The sequence below is a fragment of the Rathayibacter sp. AY1E3 genome (assembly GCF_002932235.1).
In the GTDB taxonomy this organism is placed as follows: Bacteria; Actinomycetota; Actinomycetes; order Actinomycetales; family Microbacteriaceae; genus Rathayibacter.
The window spans coordinates 237,732-253,816 of sequence record NZ_PSVN01000001.1 but is presented as its reverse complement, the minus strand read 5'-3'; the positions used below and the strand labels follow the sequence as shown (position 1 = coordinate 253,816).

Below are 16,085 nucleotides of genomic sequence, written 5' to 3'. Positions count from 1 at the left end.
AGGGTGGACGCTACGCGTTTCCACACCCCCGCGCCCGGCGCTCCGCCGTTCGGAGGTGCTCCCGGAGCCGGTTCTCCACACCTTTCCACAGGGTTGTCCACAGCTGTGGAATCGCTAGAGGGACGAGTGGATCACACGTCGACGGCGCGGACGAGTCCGTCCTGCACGCCGCCCAGCCAGTCGTAGACGCTGCGAATCGCGGCCGCGCTCCCCTCCTCCGGGACGACGTCGTCGGTGTCGTCGATGCCGAGCCGCACGGCCAGAGCGAGCCGCATGTCGGTCAGTGCGCGGAGCCAGGCGATCGCCTGCGGCTCCTCGAGACGGACCGCGACCTCGCCCAGCCCCTCGAAGATCCGGCCGTGACTCGTGCCGTCGCCGGCGTCGAGGGCCGCCGTGACGGCGCGGGCGTCGTCCATCTTGCGGGCGGCGAGGTCCGGAGCGGTGAAGCGGCGGAACTCATCGGCCGCCTCGGCGTCGTCGCGGTAGGCGTCGGGCAGGAGGCGCGCGAGCGCCGGATCGGAGCGGGCCTCCTCCGAGGACGCCCCGCGGTCGAGCAGCTCGAGCATCTCGCCCGCCAGGTGGCGGAGGATCCCGGCCTCCTCGCGGTCGAAACGGGCGACGGCCGCTCCGGAGGAGTCGCGGCGGAACGCGCGCATCAGCCGAGTCCTCGGATGCCTCGAGCGGGGTGCTCTCCGGTCTCCGCGGCCGCGGGGCGCAGCGCGGCGCTCACGCGTCGGCCTTCTGCAGCGTCGCCCACAGGCCGTAGCCGTGCATCGCCTCCACGTGCCGCTCCATCTCCTCGCGGTTGCCGGTCGCGACGACCGCGCGCCCCTCGGTGTGCACCTGCAGCATCAGCCGCTCCGCCTCGGCCCGGCCGAAGCCGAAGTAGCTGCGGAAGACGTACGAGACGTACGACATCAGGTTGACCGGATCGTCCCAGACCAGCACGATCCACGGGACCTCGGCCGCCGAGCGGGTCGCCAGGCGCTCGTCCGCGCGCTCGATCGTGTCCGCCATCCCTCCAGCGTAGGCCGCGGCGCGGGCGGACGCCCGGGCGCGCGGCCCGGAGCGCGCTGCCCGCAGCCCGCGAGTGCCCAGGAGTCGTCGCACTCGGCGCGGGGGCACGAGGACGGGGACCGCGAGAAGCCAGGAGTCGTCGCAGTCGAGCGCGAGTGCGACGACTTCTGGACGGTCGGAGCAGAGTCAGCAGCGGCGCCCGCCCTACGCCGACAGGCGCGGCAGGACCTCCCGGGCGAAGAAGTCGAGGTGGTCGAGGTCCTGCAGGTCCATGAACTGCAGGTAGACGCGCTCGCAGCCGGCCTCGCGGAGGGACTCGAGGCGGTCGACCGCCTCGTCGACGCCGCCGGCCACTCCGTGCTCGCGCAGCTCGGCGGGCTCGCGGCCGATCGCCGCGGCACGGCGCGTGAACTCCGCCTCGTCGCCTCCGCCGACCGCGATCAGCGCGACCGAGTGCACGAGCGACGAGGGCTCGCGCCCGATCGCCCGGCACGCCTCGTCGACGCGCTCGAAGGCCCCCGGGATCGCGTCGAACTCGGGGAAGGGCAGGTTGAACTCGCTCGCGAACCGCGCCGCGAGCGCCGGGGTCCGCTTGGGGCCGCCGCCACCGACGATCACCGGCAGCGGCAGGCGGGCGGGCTTGGGCAGGGCCGGGGAGTCGGTCAGCGTGTAGTGCTCGCCGGCGAAGGAGTAGCGCTCGCCGACCGGCGTCGACCACAGGCCGGTCACGATCTCGAGCTGCTCCTCGAGGAGGTCGAAGCGGCGCGGAGGGAAGGGGATGCCGTACGCGGCGTGCTCCTGCTCGAACCAGCCGGTGCCGAGGCCGAGCTCGGCACGGCCCCCGGACATCGCGTCGACCTGGGCGACCTGGATCGCGAGGATCCCCGGCGGCCGGTAGGTGACGGAGGAGACGAGGGTGCCGAGCGCGATCCGCTCGGTCTCGCGGGCGAGGCCGGCGAGCGTCGTCCACGCGTCGGACGGGCCAACACCGGGGTCGCCGTCTCCCATCCGGAGGTAGTGGTCGGAGCGGAAGAAGCCGTCGTAGCCGAGGCTCTCGGCGGCCTGCGCGACGGCGAGGAGGTCCTCGTAGCTCGCGCCCTGCTGGGGTTCGGTGAAGACTCTGAACTGCACGGGTCCAGCCTCCCGCACCGGGGCCGGATCATGCCAGCCCGGCTCCCCCGGCCGGGGCCGCCGACGGGCCCCCGTGTACCGTGGACGGTTGCCGCCGACGAGAGGACCCCATGTCCGAGCACCCGTCCTCCCCGGACACCGCCCCCGCCACCGCGGGCACGACCGCCCCTCCGCACAGCCTCGCGCGGTGGGTCTTCTGGCCCGCCGCCGTCCTGACGCTGTCGATCGCGGCCTTCGCGATCCTCGCGCCCGACGCCGCGACCTCCGTGTTCTCGACGCTGCAGACCACCGTCGTCAACACGTTCAGCTGGTACTACGTGCTGATCGCCGCGGTCTTCGTGGCCTTCGCCATCTGGATGGGCGTGAGCCGCTTCGGCGACATCAAGCTCGGCGCCGACGACGACGAGCCCGAGTTCTCGATGCTCGCCTGGATCTCGCTCCTCTTCGCCGCCGGCATGGGCATCGGCCTCGTCTTCTACGGCGTCGCGGAGCCGCTCACCCACTTCGCCACTCCGCGCCCGGGCGTCACCGGCACCGAGACGCAGCTCGCGCAGAGCGCGATCTCGCAGACCTACCTGCACTGGGGCGTCCACGCCTGGTCCATCTACGTGGTGGTCGGCCTCGCCCTCGCGTACGCGATCCACCGCCGCAAGCGGCCGGTGTCGATCCGCTGGGCGCTGGAGCCGCTGCTGGGCCGCCGGGTCCGCGGCGGCTGGGGCAACGCGATCGACGTGGTCGCCCTGGTCGGCACCATGTTCGGAGTCGCGACCTCGCTCGGCCTGGGCGTCACCCAGATCTCAGCGGGACTGGAGGCGAGCGGCATCGTGGAGTCGTCGCTCACCGTGCAGATCGTGGTCATCGCCGTGGTCACGGGCCTGACCGTCTTCTCGCTGATCTCGGGCGTGGGCAAGGGCATGAAGTGGCTCTCGACCGGCAACCTGCTACTCGCCGCCGCGCTCCTCGTCTTCGTGCTCGTCGCCGGCCCGACCCAGTTCCTCCTCCGCGAGTTCGTGCAGTCGCTCGGCAACTACCTGCAGAACTTCATCGGCCTGACCTTCACGGTCAGCGCCTACGCCGGGCGCGAGGGCGAGCAGTGGCAGGCCTCGTGGACCACGTTCTACTGGGGCTGGTGGATGTCGTGGGCGCCGTTCGTCGGCATCTTCATCGCCCGCGTCTCGAAGGGCCGGACGGTCCGCGAGTTCGTCGGCGGCGTGCTGCTCGTGCCGACGATCATGACCTTCCTCTGGTTCAGCGTCCTCGGCGGCACGGCCATCTACCGGGAGCTCTACGGCGACGGCGGCCTCGTCGGCGCCGACGGCTCGGTCGACACCAACCTGGCGCTCTTCTCGATGCTGCAGGGACTGCCCGCGGGCTCGGTGCTGACGATCGGCGCGATCCTCCTGATCGGCGTCTTCTTCGTGACCTCCGCCGACTCCGGAGCGCTCGTGATGTCGATGATCGCGACCGGCGGCGAGCCGGAGCCGCGCAACCGCATCCGCGTGTTCTTCGCCGTCGCGACCGCGCTGCTCGCCCTGTCGCTCCTGATCGCCGGCGGCCTCGACGCCCTGCAGACCGCGGCGATCCTCTCGGCCCTGCCGTTCAGCGCCGTGATGATCCTGATGTGCGTCGCGACGGTGATCGCCTTCCGACGCGAGATCCGCGCGTACGACAAGGCCCGCCGCAAGGCGTTCGTCGGCGACATCGGCACGTTCTACGGCCTCGAGGTCGAGGATCCGGCGGAGCGCGAGCCCGCCCACCCGATCAAGCGCCTCGCGAACCGCCTGAAGCCGGGGTCGAAGGAGTAGTCGGCTCGGAGGAGCAGCCAGGTCGGACAAGGCTGGGCGCCGCTGGGGCGCCCGGCCGGCCGATCAGCTGGGCGACGGGATGAAGGGGTGCTCCGGCGGGTCCTGGTCGTCGCCGAGGCGGGCGTCGGCGCCCTGGTCGAGCGCCTCGTCGATCGACTCGGGGTCGTCGATCTCGGCCGGGTCCTCCGGCGGGACCGGCAGGGAGTCGCCGTCGGGGCGGGTGGTGTCGGTGACGTCCTCGGGGGCGTCGAAGCCGAAGCTGCTCATGGTTCCCTCTCCGCGGTGCGCCCGGGAGGCGGCGCCGCTGCGGGCAGCCTAGGTCGCGCCCCCGGAGGCGGTCACGGACTTGACGGGGCACCCGAGGGGCCCCGCGGGGTCGGCCCGCTCCGGAGGAGCCTCCGCCCGGGCAGCCGTCAGTGCACGTACTCGAGCAGGTCGGCTCCGAGGGTGCGCATTCCCTCCAGCACCGCGAGGCGGTAGTGCAGGGTCGTGTCGTCGAACTGGGTGGCGACCGCGTAGGCGACTCCGGCACGTGGGCCGCGGAGGACGCCGGCCTCGGCGCGGACGCCGACGTCGGTGCCGGTCGCGTTGACGAGCAGGACCCCGTGGTCGGGGTGCCGGTGCGCGAGCGGGTCGAGCCCGAACGAGGCGGCGACCATCGAGAGGTCGGTGCCGAGCGAGAGCCAGCCGATCACCCGCGAGCTCACGGCGGCGTCCACGATCTCGCCGTTCGCGAGGGTGGCGAGCAGCCAGGTCAGCTCGCGGGCGGAGCCGATCGAGAGCTGCGGCGCGTCGTCCGGGCCGCGCTCATCGCGCACGACGTCGAGCAGGGCGGTGCGGGAGAGGCCGAGCGCCTCCGCCCGCTCGCGCACGGCATCGAGGCCGACGCGGCGCAGCAGGACGTTGGTCGCGAGGTTGTCGCTCGAGGCCCCGACGAGGGCGGCGAGGTCGGCGATCGGCATCGACGGCACCTGGAGGTGCTGCCAGAGCCCGGAGCCCGAGACCGCGTCCGCCGCGGTCCGGTCGACCAGGCGCAGGTTCTCCTGCGGCTCGTTCGCCAGCCGGGCGGCGACCTCGATCAGCAGCACGACGGTGCCGAGGGAGGCGGTGGGCATCGAGACGGAGTCGTCGACCGCGAACAGGGTGCGGCCGGTCGCCAGGTCGACGGCGCGCGCCGAGACGACGACCCCGTCGATCGCGAGACGACCGAGGGCGTCGAAGCCGCGCTGGAAGTTCTCGCGGTCGCCGCCACCCTTGTGGCGCCCCCGGCGGTTGCGTCGGCTCTCACGGCGGGTCTCGCTGGTGGGGATCACCACGGGTACGGCCCCTCTACGGGTCGGGAGTGCGGTCGTGCGGAGGGGGGACCTGGGTCCTCACGCGCCGGCAGGACGCGCGATCGGCGGACGACCCCGCTGCATCGGTCGGCTCTCGATGCCCGGGGCTCCTCGTCCGTGGTGCGGAGGTGGTCGGCGGCGACTACCAGATGGTGACGCGCTCGCTCGGGGAGAGCCAGAGGGCGTCGCCTTCGGAGACGTCAAAAGTAGCGTAGAACTCGTCGATGTTCCGGACGATCTGGTTGCAGCGGAACTCGGCCGGAGCGTGCGGATCGATGGCGAGGAGGCGGATCGTCTCCTCGTCGCGCGACTTCTGCTGCCAGGCCTGCGCCCAGGAGAGGAAGAAGCGCTCGGCGCCGGTCAGGCCGTCCACGACGGGCGGCTCCTCGCCGTCCAGCGAGAGCAGGTACGCCTTCCAGGCGATGCCGAGACCGCCGAGGTCGCCGATGTTCTCGCCGATGGTCAGGGCGCCGTTCACGTGGTGCCCGGGCGTGGTCGCGGGAGCGAGCGCGTCGTACTGCGCGATGAGCGCCTTCGTCCGCTCCTCGAACGCGGCCCGGTCCTCCTCGGTCCACCAGTCGGTGAGGCGGCCGTCGCCGTCGAAGCGCGAGCCCTGGTCGTCGAAGCCGTGGCCGATCTCGTGACCGATGACGGCGCCGATCGCTCCGTAGTTCGCGGCGGGGTCGCGGGCCTCGTCGAAGAAGGGGAACTGCAGGATCGCGGCCGGGAAGACGATCTCGTTGAAGCCCGGGTTGTAGTACGCGTTGATCGTCTGCGGGGTCATGAACCACTCGTCGCGGTCGAGCGGGCGGCCGATCTTGCCGAGCTCGCGGGCGAACTCGAACTCGGCCACGCGGCGGGCGTTGCCGAGCAGGTCGGCCGGGTCGATCGAGAGGGCGGAGTAGTCGCGCCAGCGCACCGGGTAGCCGATCTTGGGCGTGAACTTCGCGAGCTTCTCGAGCGCGCGCTCGCGGGTGGCGGGGCTCATCCACTCCAGGTCGACGATGGAGCGGCGGTACGCCTCGATGAGGTTCGCGACCAGCACGTCCATCGCGGCCTTCGCCGTCTCGGGGAAGTGGCGGGCGACGTAGGTGCGGCCGACCGCCTCGCCGAGCGAGCCCTCGACGAGCGAGACGGCGCGCTTCCAGCGCTCCCGCTTCTGCGGGGTGCCGGTGAGGGTGCGGCCGTAGAAGTCGAAGTTGGCGTCGACGAAGCCGCTGGACAGGTAGGCCGCGGCTCCGCGGATCACCTGCCAGGACAGCCAGTCGCGCCAGGCCGGGAGCCGGTCCTCGGTGAGCAGGCCCGCGAGACCCTGGAGGAAGCTCGGCTGGCGGACGACCACCTCGGCGAGCGCCCCCTCCGGAGCGCCCATCGCGGTGAGCCAGACGCCGAGGTCGACGCCCGCGGCGAGCTCCTCGACCTCGGACCAGGAGCGGAGGTTGTAGGTCGCCTGGCTATCGCGGCTGCGGACCTTGTCCCAGTGCGCGGCGGCCAGGTCGGTCTCGAGGGCGACGATGCGCTCGGCGCGGGCCTCGGCGGCGTCGATGCCGGCCAGCGCCAGCATCCGCGCGACGAACGGCGTGTAGGCCTCGCGGACGGAGGCGAACTCCTCCTCGCGGTAGTAGCTCTCGTCCGGCAGGCCGAGGCCGCCCTGGTTGACGAAGACGAGGTAGCGCTCGGGGCTGCCCGGGTCGTTGTCGACGAAGAGGCCGAAGAGCCCGGGGACGCCGGTGCGCTCGAAGGCGCCGACCGCGCGGAGCAGGCCGGGGATCGAGTCGACCCGCTGCACGGCGGCGAGGTCGTCGGCGATCGGGGCGGCGCCGAGCTCCTCGGCCCGCTCCTCGTCCATGAAGGAGGCGTAGAGGTCGCCGAACAGTCGCTCCTCGGTGCCGTGCTGCGCGGTCTGCGCCTCGACGATGATGTCGCGCACGGCCTTCTCCGCCTCCTCCTGGAGCACGTGGAAGGAGCCGTAGCGCGCCTTGTCGGCGGGGATCTCGGTGCGGTCGATCCAGAGCCCGTTGACGTGCCGGTAGAGGTCGTCCTGCGGGCGCGTCGCGGGGTCGAGTTCGGAGCGGTCGATACCGGAGCGAGGCGTCGTCGAGGTCATGGCGGACAGCCTACGTCGGGGCGCCGACACGGTGGCGCGAGGTGCGGCGGGTCGAGCGCGGAGCCGCGGAGGGCGGGCGCGGAGCCGCGGACGGGAGTGCCCGGCGCGGAGCCGCGGGAGGGCCGGGCGCGCCACCGTCCGGCTCGCGGGGGCGGACTGCTCCTGCGAGCCGGACGGTGGCCGACGGGGACGCCGGAGCGTCAGCGCCCGAGCTGCTCCTCGACGTACGCGCGGATCGGCGTGGTCGGCCGCCCGATCAGGCGGGCGAGCGAGCCGTCGGTCCCGCCGAGGAGGCCATCGGCGATGTTCGCGTCGAGGCCGACGACGAAGCCGACTCCGCCCTCGGGGACGCCGGCGCCGGTGAGGACGCGGGCGTGCTCGTCGGAGGAGACGTGGCTGATCGCGGCGTCGCGTCCGGCGACCTCGGCGACGATCGCGGCCAGCTCGTCGAAGCTCCAGGCGGTGTCGCCGGAGAGCTCGTGCACGGTGCCGACCAGGGACGGGTCGGTCAGGGCGACCGCTGCGGCCTCGGCGTAGTCGGTGCGCGCGGCGCTGGCGACGCGGCCCTCGCCGGCGCTCGAGAGGGTGCTGCCGGTGGAGGCGAGCTCGGCGACGGTCTGCTCGTAGTTCTCGTTGTACCAGCCGTTGCGGAGGATGACAGCGGGGACGCCGCTGGCGGCGATCGCCTCCTCCGTGGCCTTGTGCTCGGGGGCGAGGATGAGCGCGCTCGTGGTCGCCTTCGGGGCGCTCGTGTAGACCAGGCGCGCGCCGGCGCGGACGGCGGCGTCGATCGCGGCGGTGTGCTGTGCGACGCGCCTGCCGACCTCGGAGCCCGAGACGAGGAGGACGGCCTCGGCGCCGGAGAAGGCGGCGTCGAGCGAGGCGGGGTCGTCGAAGTCCGCGACGGCGGTGCGGACGCCGAGGTCGGCGGCGAGCGCCTCGAGCTTCGCGGCGTCGCGGCCGGTGGCGACGATGTCGGAGGCGGCGGTGCCGCGGGCGAGCAGGTGCTCGACGGCGAGACGGCCGAGGTGGCCGGTGGCTCCGGTGACGACGAGGGTCATGAGGGGTCCTTCCTGACGGGTGGGGCGGGCGGGGTCCGCCGCCAGGAGGGTGCAACCGGCGCATCCTCCTCCTGCTTCCCGGAATGCAGTACCCACTATTTCGTTAGTACAGTCACCACCCCTGTCCCGAGGAGCACCCCATGACGATCGCCGACTCCCCCCTGCTCGCCGGGGACGTCTACTCCGCCGACTGCCCGAGCCGCGAGGTCTTCGGCCACGTCACCAGCAAGTGGGGCGTCCTGGTGCTCGCGGCGCTCGCTCCGGGCACGCTGCGCTGGGGCGCTCTGCGCCGCCGGATCGGCGGGATCAGCGAGAAGATGCTCGCCCAGACGCTGCGGATCCTGGAGGAGGACGGCTTCGTGCACCGCGAGGCGCGGCCGGTCGTCCCGCCGCACGTCGAGTACCGGTTGACGCAGCTGGGAGCGGAGCTGGCGGAGCGTCTGCTGCCGGTCGTCGAATGGATCGCGGGGAACGTCGGGGCGGTCCTGGAGGCGCGCTCGGAGGGCCGCCGGGAGGGAAGGTGAGCCTCACCTTCTTGTGAGAACGTTCACGTTCCGTTCAGGGAGGAGCCTCCACCCGGCGGCATCGGCGCCCCCTCCCCCTGCTTGCCTCGATCGCGTCTCCTGCTCGTGATCGAAGGACCTCCATGTCAGACACCGCCCGCCGCCCGCTCCTCCTCCCGATGACCGGCCACGTGCGCGGCAAGCGCAGCCCCGTCACCTGCGCGCTGAAGTGCGCCAACGCCTGCTCCACCGCGACCTGCAACACGTCGCACAACAGCTACTTCCGCGACATCGTCTCGTCGCAGCTCTCCCGCCGCAGCGCCCTCGGCCTCGGCCTGGCCGGCGCGGTCACCGTCGCCGTCGCCTCCGCCGGAGGAGCGCCCACCGCCGAGGCGGCCGTGGCGACCGCGGCCGACGGCTCGCCGCTCGCCTTCACTCCCATCGCTCCGGTGCCGTACACGGTCGACCGGTTCACCGTCCCCGAGGGCTTCGCCTGGCAGCCGATCATCCGCTGGGGCGACCCGCTCTTCGCCGACAGCCCCGCCTTCGACATCGCCGACCAGACGGAGGCCGCCCAGGCCGCGCAGTTCGGCTACAACAACGACTACACCGACATCGTCGAGATCCCGGGCTCGAAGCGCCTCCGCGCCCTGCTCGTCGTGAACCACGAGTACACGAACGAGAGCATCATGTTCCCGGCCGCGCAGCTCGAGGCGGAGCCGGAGCGCGTGCGCGCCGTCGGCCGCGCCGCCCACGGCCTCAGCGTCGTCGAGCTGGTCCGCACCGCGGTCGACCGCCCGTGGGCCTACGTCCGCGGGGGCGAGCGCAACCGCCGCTACCTGCTCGACACCCCCTACGAGGTGACCGGCGCCGCCGCCGGCACCGACCTGCTGAAGACGGTCGCCGACCCCGAGGGCCGCACCGTGCTCGGCACGCTCGGCAACTGCTCCGGGGGCACGACGCCGTGGGGCACGATCCTCTCGGGCGAGGAGAACTTCAACGGCTACTTCCGCGCCGTCGGCACGAGCGACGCCGAGAAGCGCTACGGCCTCGCCGACTCCGAGACCTCGCGCCTCTGGGAGCTCGACGACCCCCGCTTCGACGCCCGCACCCCGGGCTACGAGAACGAGCCGAACCGCTTCGGCTGGATCGTCGAGTTCGACCCCTTCGACCCCGACTCCACGCCGAAGAAGCACACGGCGCTCGGCCGGCTCAAGCACGAGGGCGCGAACGTCATCATCGCCCCGGACGGCCGCGTGGTCGCGTACCAGGGGGACGACGAGCGCTTCGACTACCTCTACAAGTTCGTCTCGACGAAGCGCTACATCGAGGGCGACCGCGCCCACAACAAGACCCTGCTGGAGGAGGGCGACCTCTACGTCGCCCGCTTCACCGGCGACTCCCCCGTCGCCGAGATCACCGGCACCGGGGCGGTCCCCTCGGACGGCGGCTTCGACGGCATCGGCGAGTGGCTGCCCCTGGTGCTGAACGGCGCCTCGACGATCGCCGGGATGAGCGTCGCCGAGGTGCTCGTGCACACCCGCCAGGCGGCGGACGCCGCGGGCGCGACCAAGATGGACCGCTGCGAGGACGTGCAGCCCAGCCTGGTCAGCGGCCGGATCTACGTGGCCTGCACCAACAACTCCGCCCGCGGCACCGAGGGCGCCAAGGAGGGCGCGACCGAGGTCAACCCGCGCACCGAGAACCGCGACGGCCACATCGTCGAGATCATCGAGGACGGCGGCGACCAGACCGGCCGCACCTTCACCTGGAACCTGCTGATGCTCTGCGGCGACCAGGCGCAGGGCGACGTCGTCTACTTCTCCGGCTTCCCGGCGGACCAGGTCTCACCGATCTCGTGCCCGGACAACCTGGCCTTCGACTCGGTCGGGAACCTCTGGATCTCGACCGACGGCGCCCCGAGCGGCATCGGCTACAACGACGGGCTCTTCAAGGTCGCGCTCGAGGGCGCGACGCGCGGCAGGGTGGAGCAGTTCCTCTCGGTGCCCCGCGACGCCGAGACCTGCGGACCGATCGTCCACGACCTCGACCAGCACGTGTTCGTGGCGGTGCAGCACCCGGGCGAGGAGGGCACCTTCGAGGCGCCGACCTCGTTCTTCCCGGACTACGGATCGACGGCGGCGGGAGCGGTGGCGGCACCGCGTCCGACCATCGTGCAGATCCTGCCGGCGTCGCAGGTGGTGGCGCCGACTCCGACGCCGACCGCCGGGCCGACCACGGCACCGACGACCCCGCCGACCACCGCGCCCACGGCGACTCCCACCACGGCACCGACCGCCGGGCCGACTGCGGCGCCCACCGTTGCTCCATCCCCGATGCCCACGACCGCGCCGACCGGCACTCCCACCCCGCTGCCCGTCGGCGGCTCGGGCGGCGGGCTGGCCTCGACCGGAGTCGAGAGCGTCGGCCTGATCGCGGGCGCCACCGCGCTCCTGGCCGCGGGCGCCACCGCGCTCGGACTCGGAGCGCGCCGCCGCGCGGCCGCCGAGGGCGAGGACGACCAGCAGGCGTGAGGCCGGACAGGGCCCGGGACCGATCACAGGATCGGGGCCGGGCCCTGCCACGCTCGGGGACCCGCCGCTCAGGCCCCCGGGACCGGCGGGCCGGTGCGCCAGCGGAGGATCGCCGCGGCGTCGGCGTCGTGCGGCAGCGTCACCACGTCGGCCCCCTCCGGAGCGGTGCGGGAGTCGGTGACGAGCACGCGCGCGTCCGTGAGCACGGCGGCGCGGGCCAGCGCGAGGGCGGCGTCGACGGAGTCGATCACCTCGGCGCCCAGCGCCTCCTCCGGGGCCGACGCGACCCACGGCTCCGCGGCGAGCGCCAGCAGAGCGCGCTCGCGCAGCCGGCCGGGGTCGAGCACCAGCGTCTCGACCTGCGCCGAGGCCAGCGCCGTGACGATCGCGCCGAGCGAGTACTCGATGATGCGGCGCGGCTCCCCGGTGCGCAGGGCGTCGAGCACGTCCTCCTTCTCGCGCAGCAGGATCCGGTCGAGCTGCTCGTCGACGAACCGCTCCAGCGCCCCCTCCTCGCTGCCGGCGGCCCGCGTGTTCACGGGCTCGACGGCCAGGATCGCGGCGCTGCTCGGCGAGAGCTGCTGCGCGAGCAGCTGCCGGGCGTGGATGTCCCCCGCGACGACCAGCAGGCGCGGCCGGTGCACGCGCACGAGCTCGTCCACCGCGGCGGCGAGCTCGGCCTGTGTGCGCCGCCAGATCTCCTCCGCGTGGTGGTGGAACCGGTCGTGCCGCCAGCCGCCGGCCTGCGCCTTGTGGAGGGTGTCGGTGCGGCCCTGCACGGCCTGCTCGGCCTCGGGTCGCTGCGCGCCCAGGCGGTGCAGGCGGATCTCGCCGCCGTCCCGCGAGGTCTCGACGACGAGGACGCGCAGGTCGGGCCGGTGCTGCAGCAGCGGCACGATGTCCGGGAGCGGGCTGTAGGAGACGCCCTCGGGCGCGACCGGCCGATCCGGCAGCACCTCGTTCAGCACGACCCTCCCGTCCACGGCGACCGCGAAGAGGCAGCAGCCGCCCTGGGGGCGCCCGGCCCCCTCGAGCAGAGCGGTGAGGGCCTGGATGTCGGCCTGGGGCGCACCCTGGCGGGCGAGCTCGTCTCCGAGGGACGTGGCGCGCTCGAGCGAGATGTCCGGCGGATTCCCGGAGTCGATCGCGAGGTCGACGTAGAGCTGCGACACGGGCCGGGAGTCGCGGAGGAGCTCGGCCAGGGTCGGGAGAGCGGGGGTGGTGGTCACCATCGGGTCGTCCTTTCCTGTCGTGTCCCGACAGTGTCGGACGGCAGGAGCGGGAGGAGGGACGGGGTTGACTGCTCGCGCGCGCCTCAGAGCAGGCGGCGCGCGGAGGCCCAGGCGGTGAGCTCGTAGCGGGAGGAGAGCTGCAGCTTGCGGAGGACGGCGGAGACGTGGGACTCGACCGTCTTGACCGAGATGAAGAGCTCGGCGGCCGCCTCCTTGTAGGCGTAGCCGCGGGCGATCAGGCGCATCACCTCGCGTTCGCGGGCCGAGAGCCGGTCGAGCTCGTCCACCGACTCCGCCTGCTCGCCCGCCAGCGCCCCGAAGGCGTCGAGCACGAAGCCGGCCAGGCGCGGCGAGAACACGGCGTCCCCGCCCGCCACCGCGAGCACGGCCCGGCTGACCTCGGCTCCGGAGCTGGCCTTGGTGATGTAGCCGCGGGCACCGGCGCGGATCACGCCGACCACGTCCTCCGCGGCGTCCGAGACGCTCAACGCCAGGAAGCGCGATGACGACCCGGCGCTGCGCCGCAGCACCTCGGCCCCGCCTCCGCCCGCACCGCCCGGCAGGTGCACGTCGAGCAGCACCACCTCGGGCGCGAGCGAGGCGACCAGGCCGACGGCGGAGTCGACGTCGGCCGCCTCCCCGACGACCTCGAGCTCGGGGGCGAGGTCGGCCCGCAGGCCGGAGCGGAAGATGGAGTGGTCGTCGACCAGCAGCACGCGGGTCACCGCTCGACCTCCGCGGGGAGCCGCAGATGCACCTCGGTGCCGGTGCCGCCGACTCCGGGGCGCACGGTCGCGCTGCCGCCCGCGCGCGCCATCCGGCCGATGATCGACTCGCGGATGCCGAGGCGGTCGCCGGGCACCTCGTCGAGGACGACGCCGGGGCCGCGGTCGCGCACGAACACGTCGACGCCCTGCACGGAGGACTCGAGGTACACCGAGACGTCGCCGCCCGCGTGCCGGGCCGCGTTCAGCACGGCCTCGCGGGTCGCGGCGAGGAGCGCGGCGGCGCCGGGGACGGACGCTCCGACGGCCACCACCTCGAGGTGCACGGGGTAGTCGAGCTCGACGGCGGCGGCGATCGCCCGGACCTCGGCGGCCAGGTCGTTGGCGACCGGGACGTCGCGCTCGAACAGCCAGTCGCGCAGCTCCCGCTCCTGGGCGCGGGCGATGCGGGCGACCTCGCTCGAGGCTCCGGCGCGGTTCTGGATGAGAGCGAGGGTCTGCAGCACGGAGTCGTGCAGGTGCGCGGCGATCTCGGCCCGCTGCTCCTCGCGCACGCGGGCGGCGCGCTCGCCCATCAGCTCGGACCAGAGGGTCACCACCCGGGGCGCGGCCAGCACGCCGGCGGCGATCAGCAGCACGCCCACGGCGAGGACCGCGTTGAGGGCGCTCGGGCGGCCGGTGAGCACGGCCGCTCCGGCGAGCACCAGCAGCGCGCAGGAGGCGAGGCGCACTGCGGAGCCGTACCGGGCGGGGCGGACGGCGTCGCCGTGGTCGAGCCCGAGGCTCCAGCCGACGGCTCCTCCCGCGAGCAGGCCGACGGCGACGAGCGCGCGCGTGATGTCGGCGTCGTCGCCGCTGTCGACGGTGATCAGCACGGCGAGCGCCGCGACGGCGGCGGCGAGGGTCAGCAGGCCGGCCACGGGAGCGGAGCGGCGGACGGCCGGATCCGCGTCGCGCGAGTCGAGCGGCGCGAGGGGCACCAGGGCCCAGAGCCAGAGGTAGAGGAGCGCGCCGCCCCCGCCGAGCGCGGTCGTGAGGACGGCCAGGAGGCGGGTCCTCCGCACGCTCCAGCCGAGGTGGTCGGCGACCGCGGTGCACACTCCACCGAGCAGCATCGTCCGCGGCCGCTGCAGCGGGGGGCGGACGGCGGTGCCGGGGACTGTGCTCACCCCTGCATCCAAACAGGTCGGCCGCACGATCGGGGGTGCTCTCGGGGTCGGATCAGGGGTTCCCCCGATGGTCCGGGCCGTGGGGCGCACGGGAGACTCGCAGCATGACAGGACAGAGCACGACCCCGCCGGGCTCCGCGGAGCCGGACGGCACGGACGCGGAAGGCACAGCGACGACGCCGATCGGGACGGATCCCGGAGCCGCCGGCCCCGACAGCCCCGGCCCGGACAGCGCCGGCCCCGAGAGCCCCGGCCCGGGAGCCCCCGGCCCGGCCGATCCGCCCCCCGCGCCCGAGAACCGCTTCGTGCTCTGGCTGCGAGGCCTCGACCTGCCCCGCCGTCCCGGCTGGATCGGCGGCGTCTGCGCGGGGATCGCCGACCGGCTCGGCATCGACCCGCTGATCGTGCGCGGGATCGTGCTCGTCGTCGCGGTGCTGGGCGGGCCCGCGCTCCTCCTCTACGCCGCGGCCTGGCTGCTGCTGCCCGACCAGGACGGCGCCCTGCCGGTGGAGCGGCTGCTCCGCGGCTCGCTCGACCGGGTGCACGCCGGGATCGGCGTCCTCGTGCTCGCCTCGATGCTGCCGGTGGCGCAGGGCTTCTGGTCGCTCGGCGGCGCGTACACCGGGGCGATGCCCTGGGCGCCCGCGACCGGGCGGACGCTGTGGTCGCTCGTGGTGCTCGGGCTGATCGTGGCCTTCGTGGTCTGGATCGTGCGGCGGAGCCGGCGATCGGACGACGCGGCCGCTCACCCGGCCCAGGGCTCCCCGTCCGCACACCCCCCCGCGACGCTTGCCTACCCCGCGCCCTCCGCTCCGGCCTACCCCGCACCCGACCCCGGGCTGCAGGACGAGCGCCCCTCGTCCCCCGAGGCCGTCGCCGAGTGGCGCGAGCGCCAGGAGGCCTGGCGGGCCGAGCGGGAGGCGTTCCGCGCCCAGCAGAGCGCGTCGGCCCGCGAGACGGCCCGCGCCCGGGCGGAGGAGGCGCGAGTCGCCGCCGCCGCCGTCACCGCCGCGCGCCTGGAGCGCCAGCGCCTCCGACGCGCCGCGAACCCCCGGCTGCGGGCGAGCCTCACGCTGCTCGCCCTGGGCGCCGCCGCACTGACCGGCGCACTGGTCTCGCTCACCGCCTCCGGGCCGACGGCCCTCGTCGTCGGAGCCGCCTCGGCCGCGCTCGTGCTCGCCGTGGTGATCGTGCTCGCCGGCCTGTTCCGGAGGCGCGCGATCGCGCTGATCGCCCTCGCGACGGTCGCGCTGGTCACGGCCGCCTGCGCCGCCGTGCTGCCAACCGACCGCGAGCTGCTCCCCGTGCTGGGCACCTACGGCTTCTCGAGCGCCGCTCCCGGCCGCTACGCGACGCTCGCGGCGAGCGACCTGCGCGTCACGGTCGCACCCGGCTACGAGACCTCCGGCGAGCCGCTGGACCTCTGGATCGGCTACGGGCACGTGTCCGTCGCCACGATGGCGGGAA

Annotated in this window: 13 protein-coding genes and 1 pseudogene; 4 read left to right on the top strand and 10 right to left on the bottom strand. The window is 74.0% G+C overall.

The window, feature by feature from the left end; translation table 11 throughout:
• Positions 1-131 precede the first annotated feature (131 nt).
• The 3 genes from C5C53_RS01265 to C5C53_RS01255 all read right to left on the bottom strand — a co-directional run bounded on the left by C5C53_RS01265 (position 132) and on the right by C5C53_RS01255 (position 2,148).
• Positions 132-656, bottom strand: coding sequence for a DUF2017 domain-containing protein (locus C5C53_RS01265; RefSeq protein ID WP_104225742.1), 525 nt, complete (start codon positions 654-656; stop codon positions 132-134).
• A gap of 70 nt (positions 657-726) precedes the next feature.
• Positions 727-1,017: an ATP-dependent Clp protease adapter ClpS gene (gene clpS / locus C5C53_RS01260; RefSeq protein ID WP_104222829.1), complete on the bottom strand. Its 291-nt coding sequence runs from the start codon at positions 1,015-1,017 to the stop codon at positions 727-729.
• Between the two features lie 204 nt (positions 1,018-1,221).
• Positions 1,222-2,148 (bottom strand): LLM class F420-dependent oxidoreductase, encoded by a 927-nt coding sequence (locus C5C53_RS01255; protein WP_104222830.1) that lies wholly within the window; start codon positions 2,146-2,148, stop codon positions 1,222-1,224.
• A gap of 110 nt (positions 2,149-2,258) precedes the next feature.
• On the opposite strand from C5C53_RS01255, the gene C5C53_RS01250 reads away from it, so the two are divergent.
• Positions 2,259-3,953: a BCCT family transporter gene (locus C5C53_RS01250; protein WP_104266594.1), complete on the top strand. Its 1,695-nt coding sequence runs from the start codon at positions 2,259-2,261 to the stop codon at positions 3,951-3,953.
• A 63-nt stretch (positions 3,954-4,016) separates the two neighbouring features.
• Here C5C53_RS01250 and C5C53_RS01245 read toward each other — a convergent pair whose 3' ends face one another.
• The 4 genes from C5C53_RS01245 to C5C53_RS01230 all read right to left on the bottom strand — a co-directional run bounded on the left by C5C53_RS01245 (position 4,017) and on the right by C5C53_RS01230 (position 8,455).
• Positions 4,017-4,220 (bottom strand): hypothetical protein, encoded by a 204-nt coding sequence (locus C5C53_RS01245; RefSeq protein WP_104222832.1) that lies wholly within the window; start codon positions 4,218-4,220, stop codon positions 4,017-4,019.
• A 146-nt stretch (positions 4,221-4,366) separates the two neighbouring features.
• Positions 4,367-5,269, bottom strand: coding sequence for a serine hydrolase (locus C5C53_RS01240; RefSeq protein WP_104222833.1), 903 nt, complete (start codon positions 5,267-5,269; stop codon positions 4,367-4,369).
• A 160-nt stretch (positions 5,270-5,429) separates the two neighbouring features.
• Entirely contained in the window at positions 5,430-7,394 is a 1,965-nt protein-coding gene (locus C5C53_RS01235; RefSeq protein ID WP_104222834.1) for a M13 family metallopeptidase, read from the bottom strand.
• A gap of 200 nt (positions 7,395-7,594) precedes the next feature.
• Positions 7,595-8,455 (bottom strand): NmrA family NAD(P)-binding protein, encoded by an 861-nt coding sequence (locus C5C53_RS01230; RefSeq protein WP_104258186.1) that lies wholly within the window; start codon positions 8,453-8,455, stop codon positions 7,595-7,597.
• Positions 8,456-8,595: 140 nt separating this feature from the next.
• On the opposite strand from C5C53_RS01230, the gene C5C53_RS01225 reads away from it, so the two are divergent.
• A complete protein-coding gene (locus tag C5C53_RS01225; protein ID WP_104266593.1) occupies positions 8,596-8,979 on the top strand; it encodes a helix-turn-helix domain-containing protein in 384 nt (127 codons plus the stop codon).
• A 122-nt stretch (positions 8,980-9,101) separates the two neighbouring features.
• Positions 9,102-11,492 (top strand): PhoX family phosphatase, encoded by a 2,391-nt coding sequence (locus tag C5C53_RS01220; RefSeq protein ID WP_104266592.1) that lies wholly within the window; start codon positions 9,102-9,104, stop codon positions 11,490-11,492.
• Between the two features lie 68 nt (positions 11,493-11,560).
• On the opposite strand, the gene C5C53_RS01215 is transcribed toward C5C53_RS01220, so the two are convergent.
• The 3 genes from C5C53_RS01215 to C5C53_RS01205 all read right to left on the bottom strand — a co-directional run bounded on the left by C5C53_RS01215 (position 11,561) and on the right by C5C53_RS01205 (position 14,618).
• A complete protein-coding gene (locus tag C5C53_RS01215) occupies positions 11,561-12,724 on the bottom strand; it encodes a Vms1/Ankzf1 family peptidyl-tRNA hydrolase (RefSeq protein ID WP_104266591.1) in 1,164 nt (387 codons plus the stop codon).
• Positions 12,725-12,807: 83 nt separating this feature from the next.
• Positions 12,808-13,449: a response regulator transcription factor gene (locus tag C5C53_RS01210; RefSeq protein ID WP_104225749.1), complete on the bottom strand. Its 642-nt coding sequence runs from the start codon at positions 13,447-13,449 to the stop codon at positions 12,808-12,810.
• Positions 13,446-14,618, bottom strand: a complete 1,173-nt coding sequence (locus C5C53_RS01205) for a sensor histidine kinase (RefSeq protein WP_104266590.1) — start codon at positions 14,616-14,618, stop codon at positions 13,446-13,448. Before C5C53_RS01205 ends, C5C53_RS01210 begins: the two co-directional genes overlap by 4 nt.
• Before the next feature lie 104 nt (positions 14,619-14,722).
• Here C5C53_RS01205 and C5C53_RS17585 point away from each other — a divergent pair.
• Positions 14,723-15,094, top strand: a pseudogene (locus C5C53_RS17585) (PspC domain-containing protein); the annotation flags it as partial.
• Positions 15,095-16,085 lie beyond the last annotated feature (991 nt).